The 13620-nt window shown below is 69.7% G+C and carries 14 protein-coding genes; 8 read left to right on the top strand and 6 right to left on the bottom strand.

Going from position 1 to position 13620, the window contains the following annotated elements:
- Window positions 1-25: 25 nt before the first annotated feature.
- Genes AB0L60_RS35250 through AB0L60_RS35240 form a run of 3 tightly spaced genes read left to right on the top strand, consistent with a single transcriptional unit; the run spans window position 26 to window position 1932 of the window.
- A complete protein-coding gene (locus AB0L60_RS35250) occupies window positions 26-475 on the top strand; it encodes an HIT family protein (RefSeq protein WP_364623354.1) in 450 nt (149 codons plus the stop codon).
- Entirely contained in the window at window positions 472-1290 is an 819-nt protein-coding gene (locus AB0L60_RS35245) for a maleylpyruvate isomerase family mycothiol-dependent enzyme (protein ID WP_364623351.1), read from the top strand. Before AB0L60_RS35250 ends, AB0L60_RS35245 begins: the two co-directional genes overlap by 4 nt.
- A 3-nt stretch (window positions 1291-1293) precedes the next feature.
- A complete protein-coding gene (locus AB0L60_RS35240) occupies window positions 1294-1932 on the top strand; it encodes a Type 1 glutamine amidotransferase-like domain-containing protein (RefSeq protein ID WP_364623348.1) in 639 nt (212 codons plus the stop codon).
- Window positions 1933-1998: 66 nt separating this feature from the next.
- Here AB0L60_RS35240 and AB0L60_RS35235 read toward each other — a convergent pair whose 3' ends face one another.
- Window positions 1999-3441, bottom strand: coding sequence for an MFS transporter (locus tag AB0L60_RS35235; RefSeq protein WP_364623345.1), 1443 nt, complete (start codon window positions 3439-3441; stop codon window positions 1999-2001).
- Between the two features lie 59 nt (window positions 3442-3500).
- Here AB0L60_RS35235 and AB0L60_RS35230 point away from each other — a divergent pair, with 59 nt between their 5' ends.
- Complete coding sequence (locus AB0L60_RS35230) at window positions 3501-4037, top strand: MarR family transcriptional regulator (RefSeq protein ID WP_364623341.1); 537 nt, start codon at window positions 3501-3503, stop codon at window positions 4035-4037.
- 8 nt (window positions 4038-4045) lie between these two features.
- On the opposite strand, the gene AB0L60_RS35225 is transcribed toward AB0L60_RS35230, so the two are convergent.
- Both AB0L60_RS35225 and AB0L60_RS35220 read right to left on the bottom strand, forming a co-directional pair.
- The gene (locus AB0L60_RS35225) at window positions 4046-5437 is read right to left on the bottom strand and encodes an MFS transporter (RefSeq protein WP_364623338.1); all 1392 of its coding nucleotides are present in this window, start codon (window positions 5435-5437) and stop codon (window positions 4046-4048) included.
- Window positions 5438-5579: 142 nt separating this feature from the next.
- Window positions 5580-6437, bottom strand: a complete 858-nt coding sequence (locus AB0L60_RS35220; protein WP_364623335.1) for an NAD(P)H-binding protein — start codon at window positions 6435-6437, stop codon at window positions 5580-5582.
- Window positions 6438-6511: 74 nt separating this feature from the next.
- On the opposite strand from AB0L60_RS35220, the gene AB0L60_RS35215 reads away from it, so the two are divergent.
- Both AB0L60_RS35215 and AB0L60_RS35210 read left to right on the top strand, forming a co-directional pair.
- The gene (locus tag AB0L60_RS35215) at window positions 6512-7468 is read left to right on the top strand and encodes an AraC family transcriptional regulator (protein ID WP_364623332.1); all 957 of its coding nucleotides are present in this window, start codon (window positions 6512-6514) and stop codon (window positions 7466-7468) included.
- Window positions 7469-7646: 178 nt separating this feature from the next.
- A complete protein-coding gene (locus AB0L60_RS35210; RefSeq protein WP_364623328.1) occupies window positions 7647-8084 on the top strand; it encodes a thioesterase family protein in 438 nt (145 codons plus the stop codon).
- Here the strand turns inward: AB0L60_RS35210 and AB0L60_RS35205 are convergent.
- From AB0L60_RS35205 to pdhA, 3 genes are read right to left on the bottom strand one after another with little or no spacing between them, the layout of a single operon-like run.
- Complete coding sequence (locus AB0L60_RS35205) at window positions 8081-9505, bottom strand: dihydrolipoamide acetyltransferase family protein (protein ID WP_364623454.1); 1425 nt, start codon at window positions 9503-9505, stop codon at window positions 8081-8083. The genes AB0L60_RS35210 and AB0L60_RS35205 overlap by 4 nt on opposite strands.
- 45 nt (window positions 9506-9550) lie before the next feature.
- Entirely contained in the window at window positions 9551-10534 is a 984-nt protein-coding gene (locus AB0L60_RS35200; RefSeq protein WP_364623325.1) for an alpha-ketoacid dehydrogenase subunit beta, read from the bottom strand.
- On the bottom strand, window positions 10531-11610 hold the full coding sequence (gene pdhA, locus AB0L60_RS35195) for a pyruvate dehydrogenase (acetyl-transferring) E1 component subunit alpha (protein ID WP_364623322.1): 1080 nt from the start codon (window positions 11608-11610) through the stop codon (window positions 10531-10533). The genes AB0L60_RS35200 and pdhA overlap by 4 nt, the downstream gene beginning before the upstream one ends.
- Window positions 11611-11789: 179 nt before the next feature.
- On the opposite strand from pdhA, the gene AB0L60_RS35190 reads away from it, so the two are divergent.
- Together AB0L60_RS35190 and AB0L60_RS35185 are read left to right on the top strand one after the other, a co-directional pair.
- The gene (locus AB0L60_RS35190) at window positions 11790-12320 is read left to right on the top strand and encodes an Lrp/AsnC family transcriptional regulator (protein WP_364623319.1); all 531 of its coding nucleotides are present in this window, start codon (window positions 11790-11792) and stop codon (window positions 12318-12320) included.
- A 77-nt stretch (window positions 12321-12397) separates the two neighbouring features.
- On the top strand, window positions 12398-13603 hold the full coding sequence (locus AB0L60_RS35185; RefSeq protein WP_364623316.1) for a benzoate/H(+) symporter BenE family transporter: 1206 nt from the start codon (window positions 12398-12400) through the stop codon (window positions 13601-13603).
- Window positions 13604-13620 lie beyond the last annotated feature (17 nt).

The raw sequence follows: 13620 nt of genomic DNA, 5'->3' as shown, positions 1-13620 counted from the left end.
ACTTGTACGCCGTAATGTCTGCATGGTGAGTGGCTGCATGTTCTGCCGGATCGTCGCGGGCGACGCACCCGCGACCAAGATCTTCGAAGACGACACCCTGGTGGCATTCCTGGACATCCGGCCCATCACCCGCGGGCACACCCTGGTGATCCCCAAGCGCCACGCCATCGATCTCGACGAACTCGACCCGGCCCTGGGCGCACAGCTTTTCGCCTTCGGCCATCGCCTGGCCAAGTCCATGCGCCGCGCCGGCCTCGCGGCCGACGGCGCCAACCTGCTGATCAATGACGGCAAGGCCGCCTTCCAGACCGTTCACCACGTGCACCTGCACGTGATCCCGCGCCACCACGGCGACACCCTGCGCTTCGCCAAGGGTTTCGTACTGCGCCGCCCGCACGACACCGAGCGGACCGCCGCGGCACTGCGCTCCGGGCTGGACCGGCTCGCCGACGAAGAAAGAGAGACCACCGCATGACCGACACGGTGCCGGACCGCGCCGAGATCACGGCCCTCTTGTCCGACCAGTGGGACGCCCTTACCCGGCTGGTGGACGGCCTCGACGAGAACCGCTGGCGCACGGACTCACCGCTGCCCGGCTGGACCGTGTTCGATGTGCTCGCCCATGTGATCGGGACCGAATCGATCCTGCTGGGCGAGCCGACCCCCGATCTCGTGGTGGCCGGCGAGCACATTCGCAACGACATCGGCGCGCTCAACGAGAAGTGGATCGACTCGCTGCGCCCGCTGGCCGGTTCGCAGCTGCTGGAACGGTTCCTGGACGTCACCGGCCGCCGGCTGAAGATGCTGGAGCAGACCACCGACGAGGCCTGGGCCGAACTCGTGCCCACCCCGGTGGGCATGGCCCCCTATGGCCGGTTCATGCGGATCCGCCTGTTCGACTGCTGGATGCACGAGCACGATATCGCCGACGCGCTCGGTGTAACCGTCGACGAGGGCGCCAACCGCGGCGCGACGGCCTTCACCGAATTGCTGACCGCGCTGGGCAAGGCCGCGGTCAAAGGCGCGGGCGCACCCGACGGTTCGCGGATCACCTTCGAGCTCACCGGTCCGGTGCCGCAGGCGCTGCACGTGGCCGTCGACGGCGGCCGGGCGAGCCTGGTGGAAACCCTCGACGCCCCGGCGGGTCTCGTGGTGACCATGGACTCCGGCCTGTTCGCCCGCCTGCGGGGCGGCCGCACCACCGCCGCCGCGCACGCGGGGGAGATCACACTCACCGGCGACACCGACCTCGGCGACCGCCTGGTCCGCAGCCTGGCCTTCACCATCTGACCCGTGCGACTGTTCCTGTCCAGCTACCGTTTCGGCGCGCACCAGCGGCGACTGCTCGAACTGGTCGGTAATCCCGGACCGGTGGCGGTCATCGCCAATGCCTGTGATGCCTGGCCCTCGGCCTGGCAGGGTGCGGTCACCAGCGACCTGGTGCCGTTGCGGCGCCTGGGTTTCCGGCCCGATGTGCTGGATCTGCGCGACTACCTCGGCCGTCCGGCCGAGGTAGAGCAGCGGCTGCGCGAGTACCCGATGGTGTGGGTGCGCGGCGGCAACACCTTCGTGCTGCGCGCCCAATTCGCCCGCAGTGGAGCCGATCTCGCCCTGACGACGCTGCTCGCGGAGGACGCGCTCGTCTACGCCGGCTACAGCGCGGGCGCCTGCGTGATGACCCCCGACCTGCACGGCATCGAAGCCATCGACGACCCGAACGAGGTCCGCACCGCCTGCGGCATCGAACCACGCTGGGACGGACTGGGTCTGGTCGATCACCGCATCGTTCCGCACCTGGATTCCCCGACCGACCCCGAGGGGGCGTCCCGGAAACTGGTGCGCGAGTACGCCTCCGCGGGAATCCCGCACTGGGCGCTGACCGACGATCACGTCGTTGTCGTCGACGGCGATCGAACCGAGATCCTGACCTAGCGATCCTCACATGGAAAAGCCCGCGCACGCCGTCGGCGTGCGCGGGCTTTTCTGCCCGACAGATGGTCAGTGCCCCTTGTGGCGGATGCCGTGGCCGAGAGCGACGGCTGCCGCACCGAACGCGCCGATGGCCAGCGTCGCGAAGCTGGCGACGTACGCGCCTTCGGTCGGGACCGCGGCGTGCGGGCCGAGGTGCAGGACGTGGGCGGTCAGGATGGAGCCCGTGATCGCGCCGGCGATCGAACCGCCGGCGGTGCGCACCAGCGAATTGATACCCGAGGCGATACCGCTCTCGCTCATCGGCACGTGCTGCACGGCCAGGGTGCCCAGTGCCGCGTAGCCGATGCCGAAACCGGTGCCCTGCAGCACATTCGCCATGATCATGTCGAACTTGTGATCGTGGGAGACGGCCAGCCAGCCCATGGACAGTCCGGCGAAGACCGCGCCGATGGCCAGGGTGTAGGCCGGACCGATCTTGGCGGAGATGCGGCCGGTGTTGAAGGAGAAGAAGGTCATCAGCGCCGCGCTCGGGATGCCGTAGAGGCCGACCGAGAGCACGGTGCCGGACAGGCCGTAGCCGACCTTGTCCGCCGGGGTCTGAATGAAGTTGGACACCAGCGAGAACGCGCCGAACATGGAGAAGCCGAGCAGCGCGGAGGCCACATTGGCCGACAGCGACTGCGGTCCGACCAGCAGCTGCAGGCGCACCAGCGGCTGTTCGACCTTGAGCTCCACGAACACCCAGATGGCGGCGAGCACCGCGGCGGCGGCGAACAGCGCGATGACCGAGCCGGAGCCCCAGCCCCAGCGCGGGCCCTCGCTGATGCCCAGCAGCAGGCAGATCAGCAGGGCGGCCAGCAGCGCGGCGCCGACGAAGTCGGGCTTGCCGCCGTGGCGGACGCCATTGTTCTTGGCGCTCACCTGGATCAGCACGGTGGCGATCACGCCCAGGCCCGCGGTCAGCCAGAAGACCGGGTGCGGGTTGGTGGTGTGGTCGGCGATGACGCCGGTGGCCAGCAGGCCGATGGTGCCGCCGACGCCCATGGTGCCGGACACGATTCCGATTGCGCTGACCAGTCTTTCGCGCGGGAAGGTGTCGCGGATGATGCCGATGGCGAGCGGGATCATCGCGGAGGAGATGCCCTGCAGGGCGCGGCCGACGATGTAGACCGGCAGCGAGGTGGCGAAGGCGCAGATGACCGAGCCGGCGATGAGCACGCCCATCGCGACCATGACCATGGGCTTCTTGCCGTACATGTCGCCGAAGCGGGAGAGCAACGGGGTGGCGACCGCACCGGAGAGCAGGGCGGCGGTGAACAACCAGGTGACACCGGCGACGTCGGTGTGCAGCTGCGTGATGAAGCGCGGCAGTAGCGGAATCACGACGGTCTGCTGGAGCGAGACGACCAGGCCGGCCGCGCACAGCGCGAGCAATGTCAGGCCGAGGTGGGCCTTCGAGTGGTCTGCGGGTTTGGTCCCGTCGACCTGACCGACAGCGGTCGTAGTCATGCAGCGATCCTTTGGTTTACTTACCAAAATTAAGTAAATGAGTTCCGTAAGATAACCACATGCCGCGACCGGAAGCCACTCCCGCCAAACAAGTTGATGCAGCTCACATAGTGGAACTGGAGCGTGCGCTGGCCCGGGTCGCCTATCTGCTGACCCGGGTCCGCCGCCACGATCAAGCCATGGTGCAGTGTGGCCTCACCTTGGATCGGGCCAGTGTTCCGCTGCTGCGGCTGCTCGCCGACGCCGGCGAACCCATGCGCCTGGGCGAGCTCGCCACCCGCCTCGATGTGGAGGCCCCGCACGTGAGCCGCCAGATCCAGCGGCTGGAGAAGGCGGGCTACGTCGAGCGTGTTCCCGACCCGGACGACCGTCGCGCGCAACGGGTCCGCCCCACCGCCTCCGGCCGGCGCGCCGTCGAAGCCGTGCGCCAGGTCCTGCGCGGCTGGATGGCCGAGGCCCTCGCCGACTGGACCAGTGAGGACCTCCAGGCTCTCTCGGTCCTCAACCACCGCATGGTGGACGACTTCCTCGACCACGCCGAAGTCATCGGCGACCTCGGCGCGGCCGCGCGAGACCGGCCCAGCCGCACCGCCTGACCCCGCGGCTATCGGCCCGCAGGCGCTCGCGCGGGTGCGGCCACGGCGCGAGCACCCCGGGCGCACAACAGCATTGCCATCAGCGGCACCGCCATCGCGGCGGTCAGCGGCATGGCCTTGTCGAGCCAGCCGATGATCGCGGGCCCGGCCAGCAAGCCCACATAGCCGAGCCCGAACACTCGCGACATATCGGTGGCGGCGGTGTGCGAGCCCAGGTTCCCGGCGGCGGTGAACACCTGCGGCACGCCGCCGGACAGCCCGATGCCGCACAGCGTCCACCCCAGCAACGTGAGCGGCAGCCACCCGGAGGCCACCACCAGCCCGAAACCGATGGCCGCCAGCAGCGTTCCCCAGCGCACGATGGCCACTCGCCCGAACCGCCCGCTCACCCGGTCCGTGCCGAACCGGCCGAGCGTCATGGCCAGCGAGAACCCGGTGAACGCCAGCGCCGCCGTCCCCGCCTCCACTCCGAGCCGCCCCTGCACCTGCAGCGCACTCCAATCCGCGGCCACTCCCTCGGCCATCAGCAGCGCGAACGCGATTAATCCGAGCGCCAGTACTTTGCGCCCGATCCGCGCGCTCGCCGGCGACCCCGGCCTCGGATGCTCTCCGTCCCGCCCATCCGGGGCAACGGCGGCAGCGTCGGTGAGTCCGCGGGGCAGGGTCGATTCCATCCCGGGTGTCACAGCGTCATCGACCGTGCCGCGAATGGGCAGGCCATTCGCGCGCGGGTCGTCCGGAGTGCTCGGGAAGTGAGGGGCCGCCGCAGCGTCGGCTCGGTTGTCTTCGGCTGCCGACACGTTCGGGACCGAGTGGGTCGCGGGAACGGTGGGCGGGAGCAGACGCGGAATCGCGATGGCCACAATGCCGAGGCCGAAGGCACTCGACAGGGCGAAGGTCGTGTGCGGCGGCCAGTGGGCGTGCTGGGTCGCCGCGCCGAAGGCGGAGCCGAGGAAGCCGCCGCAGGAGAAGAAGGCGTGGAAGGCCGACATGATGGGGCGGGCGTAGGCGCGCTCGATGTGGACGGCCTGGGCGTTCATGGAGACGTCGATCGCGCCGTTGGCGACACCGAAGGCGGCCAGGGCCAGTCCGAGGGTGAACGGGGAGGCGGCGTGGGCGGGGCCGAGCAGGGCCAGGGACAGCAGGGTGGCGGCGGTGGCGGTGAGGGTGCGGCTGCCGAGCCGGTCCGCCAGGGGCCCGGCGGCCTGCATGCCGAGGATGGCGCAGGCCGCCATGAGCAGGATCAGCATGCCCAGGGTGGTGGGTGACACGCCGGTGCGCCCGGTGACGGCGGGGATGTGCACGATCCAGACGGCCGAGAGCATCCCATTGAGGCCGAACACCGCGAACAGCGCCAGGCGCGCCTTCCGGATCCGGGGAGCGGGCGTCGTAGCGGCCATCGGTACGACGCTACCGGGTGTTGTCCGGGCATCTCCCTGGTTTCCGCAACCCCTCGCGGCTTCGTCGGCGCTCGGGGCTGCGATCCGAACCATCTGCGGTACAACCTGTTTGATATCGAGTGTAGGCGGGGGCACCGACAGGTTATGCGCTCGCCGGGACCGCCCAGGCACCCGAGCTCGCCACCTCGCGCACATACTCGGCGAAGTCGCGCGGCTCCCGGCCCAGCGCCCGCCGCACCCCGTCGGACAGGTGCGAATTCCGCCCGTCGAGCACCGTGCCGAACAGATAGTCCAGCAGGCTGATCTCCGCGCCGGGCACCCCGTAGGAGGTCAGCGCGGCCACGAAATCGGTTCTGGTGAGCGGAACGTAGGCGATCTCCCGCCCGGCCGCCGCGCCGATCTCCGACACCGCCTCGGCGAAGGTGAGCGCGCGCGGGCCGGTCAGCTCGTACACCTGTCCGGCGTGCCGGTCGTCGAGCAGCGCCGCCACCGCCACCTCGGCGATATCGTCCGCGTGCACGAACGGCTCCGGCACGTCCCCGGCGGGCAGCGCGACCTCACCGGCCAGGATGAAATCGGCGAACGCGCCCTCGCTGAAGTTCTGCGCGAACCAGGCGCACCGCACCACGGTCCACCCCAGGCCCGAATCCCGCACGATGGCTTCGCATTCCAGCGCCTCGGGCTCGCCGCGACCGGACAGCAGCACCAGCGTGCGCACGCCGGCGGCGACCGCCTGATCGCAGAACGCCTTGATATCCGCGGGCGCGCCCGGCACCGCCAGATCCGGCTGGTAGGCCAGGTACACGGCATCCACTCCCGCCAGGGCCGCCGCCCAGGTGCCGCGGTCGGTCCAGTCGAACGGTATTGCGGCCGTACGCGAACCGGCCCGCACCGGCACGCCGCGCGCGCCCAGCAGCGCGGCCACCCGATGCCCGGTCTTACCGGTCGCACCGAGCACGAGAACGGTGTTTGCGCTGTTCGAGGTGTTTTCGATGATCATGTATCGAGTACACCGGGATTCGGCGAGCACGAACATGGTTGAGAAGCGCACGGGCATTTGCCATCGTCTTCGGTATGGATGCGTTGGCCAGCCTGCTCGAAGGACCACGCGCGCGAGCCGCATTCGTGATGCGCTCGTCGGTCGACCCGCCCTGGTCCCTGCGCATCCGCGACGAGGCCCCGCTGACCGTGGTGGCGGTGGTCCGCGGCGGCGGCTGGGTGACGCCGGAGCCCAAGGGCGGCAAGCCGACTCCGCCACGACAGCTGCGCACCGGCGACATCGCCATCTTCCGGGGCCCCGACCACTATGTCGTCGCGGACGATCCGGCCACGCCGCCGCAGGTGCTCATCGAGCCCGGCAATGTCACCACCACCATGGATGGTGAAGTGCTGTGCGAGGCACTGAGTCTGGGGGTGCGGAGCTGGGGCACCAGCGTCGACGCCGAGACCGTGCTGGTCACCGGCACCTACGAGCACGAGTCGGCGGCCAGCCGCCGCCTGCTGCGGGCGCTGCCGCCGGTCGCGGTGCTCGGCCGCGGCGAAGTCGATGCCCGGGTGCTGGATCTGCTGGTCGACGAGGCCGCCAAGGACCTGCCCGCCCAGAGCGTCATGCTGGATCGACTATTGGATCTGCTGCTCATCGCTGCCTTGCGCGCCTGGTTCTCCCGTTCCGACGCGCCCGCCTGGTATCACGCCTACGGCGATCCGCTGGTCGGACGGGCATTGCGCCTGATGCAGCACAATCCGGCCCACCCGTGGACGGTGGCGTCGCTGGCCGCCGAGGTCGGCGTCTCCCGGGCCGCCCTGGCCCGCCGATTCACCGAGCTGGTCGGCGAGCCGCCGATGGCCTTCCTCACCGACTGGCGGCTGGCCCTCGCCGCCGACCTGCTGCACGAATCCGACGCCACCCTGGAATCCATTGCCCGCCGGGTCGGCTACGGCAGCGCCTTCGCCCTGTCCACCGCCTTCAAACGCCACTACGGCATCAGCCCCCGGGACCACCGCGCCACCCTTGACGAACGCTCCGCCTGACGAACAGCACTCCAGGACCAAGCGGATAGAGTTTGTTCTCGGCATGCCCTCACTCGAAGGTTCGCGGCCGTCTCGATTCTGGACCGACCGGAGCGGGGGAGCGCAGCGGAGGAGCGGAGGGAGGGAAGAATCGAGACTTCAGGGCCGCGAACCCGCCCGGAGCGAAGCGGAGGGCAAAATGAAACAGAGCTACCCGGTGCTCTGGCCGGTGCCGACGCGCTGGGCCGACAACGACCACTACGGTCACGTGAACAACGTGACGTACTACTCGTACTTCGATACCGCGGTGAATGCCTGGCTGATCAGCGCCACCGGCACCGATATCCGCGACCTGCACGCCATCGGCGTGGTGGCGCAGACCTCCTGCACGTTCCTCGGCTCGATCAGCTTCCCGGACATGCTGCGGGTGGGTATCCGGGTCGCGCGGCTGGGCAACTCCAGCATCAACTACGAGCTGGCCGTCTTCCGCGACGCCGGCGACAGCCTGGAGCTGGCCGCCACCGGCACCTTCACCCACGTCTACGTGGACGAGCAGACCCGCAAGCCGGTGCCGATCCCGGCGGTCATCCGCGCGGCGGCCGAGCCGCTGGTGGTCACCGCGCCCGCAGAGGGCTAGACCCGGCCGAGCAGGGTCAGCGGATCCTCCAGCAGGGCCGCGATGCTCGCCAGGAAGCGCGAGCCCTGTTCGCCGTCGATCATGCGGTGATCGAAGCTGAGCCCCAGGCTGGTCACCCAGCGCACGGCCAGTTCGTCGCGATGCACCCACGGGCGCTTGCGGATGGAACCCAGGCACAGGATGGCCGCCTCGCCCGGATTCACCAGCGGGACACCGGTATCCACGCCGAAGACACCGACATTGGTGATGGTGAAGGTGCCCCCGGTCAGGTCGGCGGGCGTGGCGATGCCGCTCCGCGCCTTGCCGGCCACCCCGGCGATCTCCAGGCACAGATCGCGCAGCGTGAACCCCTGCGCGTCCTTGAGATTCGGCACCAGCAGCCCGCGGTCGGTCGCGACCGCGATGCCCAGATTCACGTAGTGCTTGGTGACGATCTCCTGATTGGGTTCGTCCCAGACCGCATTGATCTCGGGGAACTCGAGGAGCGCCGCCAGCGTCGCCCGCGCCACCAGGGCCAGCGGAGTGAGGGTCAGGCCGGTGAAGCTGGGTGTGGCCCGCAGATGCTCGAGCAGCTCCATGGACGCGGTGAAATCCGCGGTCACGAAGGTGCTGGCCTGGGGAATGTGCTGGGCGCTGGCCACCATGGCCGCGGCGGTGCGCTTGCGGATTCCACTGATGGGCGTGCGGGTTTCGCGTTCGGCCGGGGCGGTGCGTCCGCCGGCCGCCGGATGCATGGGCAGCACCGCCGGCGCGGGATGCGGCGTCGGCAGTGCGCTGAGGGTGGCGGGCGGCGGGGTGTGGATCGGAATGTGGCCCTTCCCAAGGGCTTCGGGCCGCATCCCGTACAGGTCCTCCACGGTGACCGCGCCCTGCGGCCCGGTCCCGATCACCGCCGCCAGATCGATCCCGATCTCGCGGGCCAGTTTCCGGGCGGCGGGGGTGGCGGCGGGCCGTCCGGCCGGGGCCGAGCTGCCGAGCCCCTCGGGGCCGTCCGAGCCCATGGCGCGAGTCCTCGAAACAGTCGGTGCGTCAATCGTTTTCGCGGCGGCCCGGGCGGCGCGGCGGGACACCGGCTCGCTGTCGGGGCCGTAGCCGACCAGTACCGACCGCCGCTCTGCGGGTGGCTGCGCACCGGTCTCGTCGCTCGTCTCCGGACCGGCGCTCGGCGCTGCGGCGGCACCGGTCCGCACCGCCACGCCGATCCGGATGAGCGGCGCGCCTACCGGCACCGTGTCGCCCGGCTCCGCCAGTAGTTCCAGCACCCGGCCCGCGTACGGGCTCGGCAGCGCTACCTGCGCCTTCGCGGTCTCGACCTCGGCGATGATCTGGTTCAGGTCCACGGTGTCGCCGACCGCGACGGACCACGACACCAATTCCGCGTCGGCCAATCCCTCTCCGAGATCGGGCAAACGGAATTCCATGACCTGCTGCTGATCTTCCACCGGGCTTCCTCCGTGGCTTGACCGTTAGGCGGCGAGCGAGCGATCGACCGCGGCGAGAATGCGATCGGGGTCGGGCAGGTGGTGCCGCTCGAGTTTAGCCGGGGGATAGGGGATGTCGAAGCCACCGACGCGCAATACCGGTGATTCCAGATGGTAGAAGCAGCGTTCCGTGATGCGTGCCGCGATTTCGGCTCCCAGCCCGGCGAATACGGGCGCCTCATGGACCACGATGAGCCGTCCGGTTTTCCGCACCGAGGTTTCGATGGTGTCGAAATCGATCGGGGACAGGCTGCGCAGATCGATCACCTCGATCGAATGTCCCTCCGACGCCGCGATATCGGCCGCGGTGAGCGCGGTGGCGACGGTGCCGCCGTAGGCCACGATGGTGGCGTCCTCCCCGCTGGCGCAGACCTGGGCCTGGTCCAGTGCCGGTCCGCCATCCTGGTCCAGCCGGCCGAAATCCACCTCGGCCTTGTCCCAGTACCGGCGCTTGGGTTCGAAGAAGATCACCGGGTCGTCGAGGGCAATGGCCTGGCGGATCATCAGATACGCGTCCGCCGGATTGCTCGGCGAGACCACCCGCAATCCCGCGGTATGCGCGAAATACGCCTCCGGCGATTCCGAGTGATGCTCGACCGAGCCGATGCCGCCGCCGAACGGAATGCGAATGGTGATGGGCGCAATCACCTTTCCGCGCGTGCGGGAGTGGATTTTCGCGACCTGCGAGACGATCTGGTCGAAGGCCGGATAGACGAATCCGTCGAACTGGATTTCACAGACCGGCCGAAATCCGCGCAATGCCATTCCGAAAGCCGTTCCCACGATTCCGGATTCGGCGAGCGGCGTATCGATGACGCGGTTGTTGCCGAAATCCTTCTGCAGCGTGTCGGTGACCCGGAAGACCCCGCCCAGCCGCCCGATGTCCTCACCCATCAGCAGGACCTTCGGGTCGTCCTCCAGCGCCCGGCGCAGTCCGTGGTTGATGGCTCCCGCGAAGGTGGTCTTCATCGCCCCGCTCCCTCCAGATAGGCGGCGTACTCGCGGCGTTCCTCCTCGATCAGCCGATGCGGTGTGGCGTACACGTGGTCGAACAGCTCCGCGGGTTCCGGATCGGGCATGGTGAGGGTGGCGGTGCGCAGCCGGGTCGCCACCTCGTCGGCGCGTTCGGCGACGGAGTTCTCGAAGGCGGTGTCCCACAGCTCTTCTCGTTCGAGCAAGCGCCGCAGGCGGTCGATGGGATCGCGCTGCTGCCAGATCTCGAGTTCGGCGGCGGTGCGGTAGCGGGTCGGGTCGTCGGCGGTGGTGTGCGGGCCCATCCGGTAGGTGATGGCCTCGATGAAGCTCGGCCCGCCGCCGGCCCGTGCGCGCAGCAGCGCCTGCCGGGTCACGGCCAGCACGGCGAGGGCGTCGTTGCCGTCCACCTGCACGCCGGGAATGCCGTAGCCGAGGGCGCGCCGCGCGATCGGGGTGGCGCTCTGTATCCGGACCGGCGCGCTGATCGCCCAGTGATTGTTCTGGCAGAAGAACACCACCGGGACACTCCAACCGGCCGCGAATCCGAGTGCCTCGGCGGTATCGCCCTGACTGGTCGCACCGTCGCCGAAGTAGGCGATGGTGGCGATCTCGGCGCCTTCGAGGTGCGCGGCGTAGGCGTAGCCGGTGGCGTGTAAACCGTGCGCCCCCACCACGATCGAGGGATTGGTCATCTTGACCGCGTCGGCGTCCCAGCAGGAGTGGGCGGCGCCGCGCCACAGCCGGGTGAGGTCCTCGGGCGGGACGCCACGGCAGTAGGCGACGCCCGCCTCCCGATAGCTGCAGAACACATAGTCGTCGGGGGCGAGGGCGTGGGCCGACCCGATCTGCGCGCCCTCCTGGCCCAGCAGTGGCGGCCACAGTCCGAGCTGGCCCTGTCGTTGCAGGGCGGTGGCCTCGGTGTCGATGCGCCGGGCCACCACCATGTCGGTGTACATGGCTCGGAGTCGGGTGCCGTCGATATCGGCGACGAGCGGGGCGTGTACGCGATCCAGTACGCGACGACCGTCGGGTTGTACGAGCTGCACCGGGTAGGTGTTCTTCTCGGGCATGGATATCGCCTCCTGACACCGGGTTACACCGTTGTCGCCCGGGGATTGTGTCCCGTGAGCAACCGATGTGTGTCCTGTACCACACAGCATCCTCCGTTGAGCGATGTGTGCAAGCATGGCGCGCCCAACTGTGCAGAATGCTCGGTCGAGGGCCGGTCCCGGGTGTCATACTGATCTCCATGAGCAGCAGGGAGCCCCTTTCTGCACCGCTGGACGCCACCGATGCCCGGCTGTTGCTGGAGCTGGTGGCCAACCCGCGCGCGACCGGTGTCGAATTGGCCGCTCGCCTGGGTCTCTCGCGCAATACCGTGCAGGCCAGGCTGGCTCGCTGGGAGGCGAGCGGGGTGCTGGCCAGCTTCGAACGCCGGGTCGATCCCCGGGTGCTGGGTTATCCACTGGCAGCCTTCGTGGCGGTGGTGGTGGATCAGCATCGGCTCGACTCGGTGGTTGCCGAGCTGGCCGAGATTCCGGAGGTCACCGAGGTCTGCGGCATGACCGGGCCGACCGATCTGACGGTCCGGGTGGTCGCCGCCGACGCCGATGACCTGTACCGCCTGACCGGCAGCATTCTGAAGATCCCGGGGGTGGAGCGCACCAATATGGCGCTGGTGATGCGCTCGCTGATCGGGCCGCGTGTCACGCCGCTGCTGGAGCGGCTCGCACTGCAGAACGGGTCCGGGGGCCACCCACAGGATGCCGACCGGTTCTGACCGTTTCGGTGAATTTCAGTCCAGTTTCGGGGGATTGGCCGCTGACCTCGGGGTGACTGGACCGCGACGATGGCCCGATGAGCACCAGCGTCACCAGCACTCCGGAGGTCGGGAGTCCGCGCACGGCCGGGATCGGGCAGCCGATCGGGGCCGGAATCGTCACCGCGCTCGTCGGATTCACCAGCTCGTTCGCGGTGGTGCTGGCGGGCCTGACCGCAATGGGGGCGACCTCGGCGCAGGCGGCGTCCGGGCTGCTGGCGGTCTGCGTGACCCAGGCCGTCGGCATGATCGTGCTGAGCCGGCGGTACCGGATGCCGATCACACTGGCCTGGTCCACCCCGGGCGCGGCATTGCTGGCCAGTACGGGCGCGGTATCCGGCGGCTGGGCGGCCGCGGTGGGCGCGTTCGCGGTGGCGGGCGGACTCATCGTGCTGACCGGTTTCTGGCAGCGGCTGGGCGCGCTCATCGCGGCGATTCCGGTGGAGATCGCGCAGGCCATGCTGGCCGGGGTGCTGCTGCCCATGTGCCTGGCGCCGGTGAAGGCGTTGCCGGTGAGCCCGGCCGTGGTGGTGCCGGTCATCGCGACCTGGCTTGTGCTGCAACGCTTCGCGCCGCGCTGGTCGGTGCTGGCCGCCTTCGCGGTCGCGGCCGCCGGCGCGGGTGTCGACATCGCCGTCACCCACCGCCGCATGGACCTGTCGGCCATGGTGCCGCGGGTGGAATGGACTGTGCCGCACTGGAGTTGGCAGGCGGTGATCGGGGTCGCGGTGCCGCTCTACATCGTGACCATGGCCGCGCAGAACATTCCGGGTACGGCGGTCATGAAGACCTTCGGCTATCAGGTGCCGTGGCGGGCGGCCATGACGGTCACGGGCCTGGGCACCATGCTCGGTGCGCCCGCGGGCGGGCACGCCATCAACCTGGCGGCCATCAGTGCCGCGCTCTCCGCCGCGCCGTCCGCGCATCCGGATCCGAAGCGCCGGTGGATCGCCGCGTTCACCGCGGGCTGCATGTACCTGGTGCTCGCATTGGCCTCGGGTGCGCTGGTGATGCTGGTGGCCGCGGCGCCGAAGGGCGTGCTGGAAACCGTTGCGGGCCTTGCCCTCGTCGCCACCCTGGCGGGTGCGCTGACCGCCGCGTTGACGCCCGCTGCCCACCGTTCCGCGGCCGCGCTCACCTTCCTGGTGGCCGCGTCCGGAATCTCGTTGCTCGGCATCGGCGCGGCCTTCTGGGCGCTGGTCGCGGGCCTGCTGGCGCGCTGGTTCCTGCCCCTGTCGAAATAGCGGGCCGGGCAGGCTGC

This window comes from Nocardia sp. NPDC051981, assembly GCF_040680715.1.
Lineage (GTDB): Bacteria > Actinomycetota > Actinomycetes > Mycobacteriales > Mycobacteriaceae > Nocardia.
The sequence above is the reverse complement of the archived record's forward strand: the minus strand, read 5'-3'. Positions and strand labels throughout refer to the sequence as shown.

Bases quoted from the DNA above. Each gene is read 5' to 3' on its own strand.
- AB0L60_RS35245 (WP_364623351.1), top strand. From the start codon at position 472: ATGACCGACACGGTGCCGGACCGCGCCGAGATCACGGCCCTCTTGTCC.
- AB0L60_RS35235 (WP_364623345.1), bottom strand. From the start codon at position 3,441: ATGACTACGACCGCTGTCGGTCAGGTCGACGGGACCAAACCCGCAGAC.
- AB0L60_RS35230 (WP_364623341.1), top strand. From the start codon at position 3,501: ATGCCGCGACCGGAAGCCACTCCCGCCAAACAAGTTGATGCAGCTCAC.
- AB0L60_RS35225 (WP_364623338.1), bottom strand. From the start codon at position 5,437: ATGGCCGCTACGACGCCCGCTCCCCGGATCCGGAAGGCGCGCCTGGCG.
- AB0L60_RS35220 (WP_364623335.1), bottom strand. From the start codon at position 6,437: ATGATCATCGAAAACACCTCGAACAGCGCAAACACCGTTCTCGTGCTC.
- AB0L60_RS35215 (WP_364623332.1), top strand. From the start codon at position 6,512: ATGGATGCGTTGGCCAGCCTGCTCGAAGGACCACGCGCGCGAGCCGCA.
- AB0L60_RS35210 (WP_364623328.1), top strand. From the start codon at position 7,647: ATGAAACAGAGCTACCCGGTGCTCTGGCCGGTGCCGACGCGCTGGGCC.
- AB0L60_RS35205 (WP_364623454.1), bottom strand. From the start codon at position 9,505: ATGGAATTCCGTTTGCCCGATCTCGGAGAGGGATTGGCCGACGCGGAA.
- AB0L60_RS35200 (WP_364623325.1), bottom strand. From the start codon at position 10,534: ATGAAGACCACCTTCGCGGGAGCCATCAACCACGGACTGCGCCGGGCG.
- pdhA (WP_364623322.1), bottom strand. From the start codon at position 11,610: ATGCCCGAGAAGAACACCTACCCGGTGCAGCTCGTACAACCCGACGGT.
- AB0L60_RS35190 (WP_364623319.1), top strand. From the start codon at position 11,790: ATGAGCAGCAGGGAGCCCCTTTCTGCACCGCTGGACGCCACCGATGCC.
- AB0L60_RS35185 (WP_364623316.1), top strand. From the start codon at position 12,398: ATGAGCACCAGCGTCACCAGCACTCCGGAGGTCGGGAGTCCGCGCACG.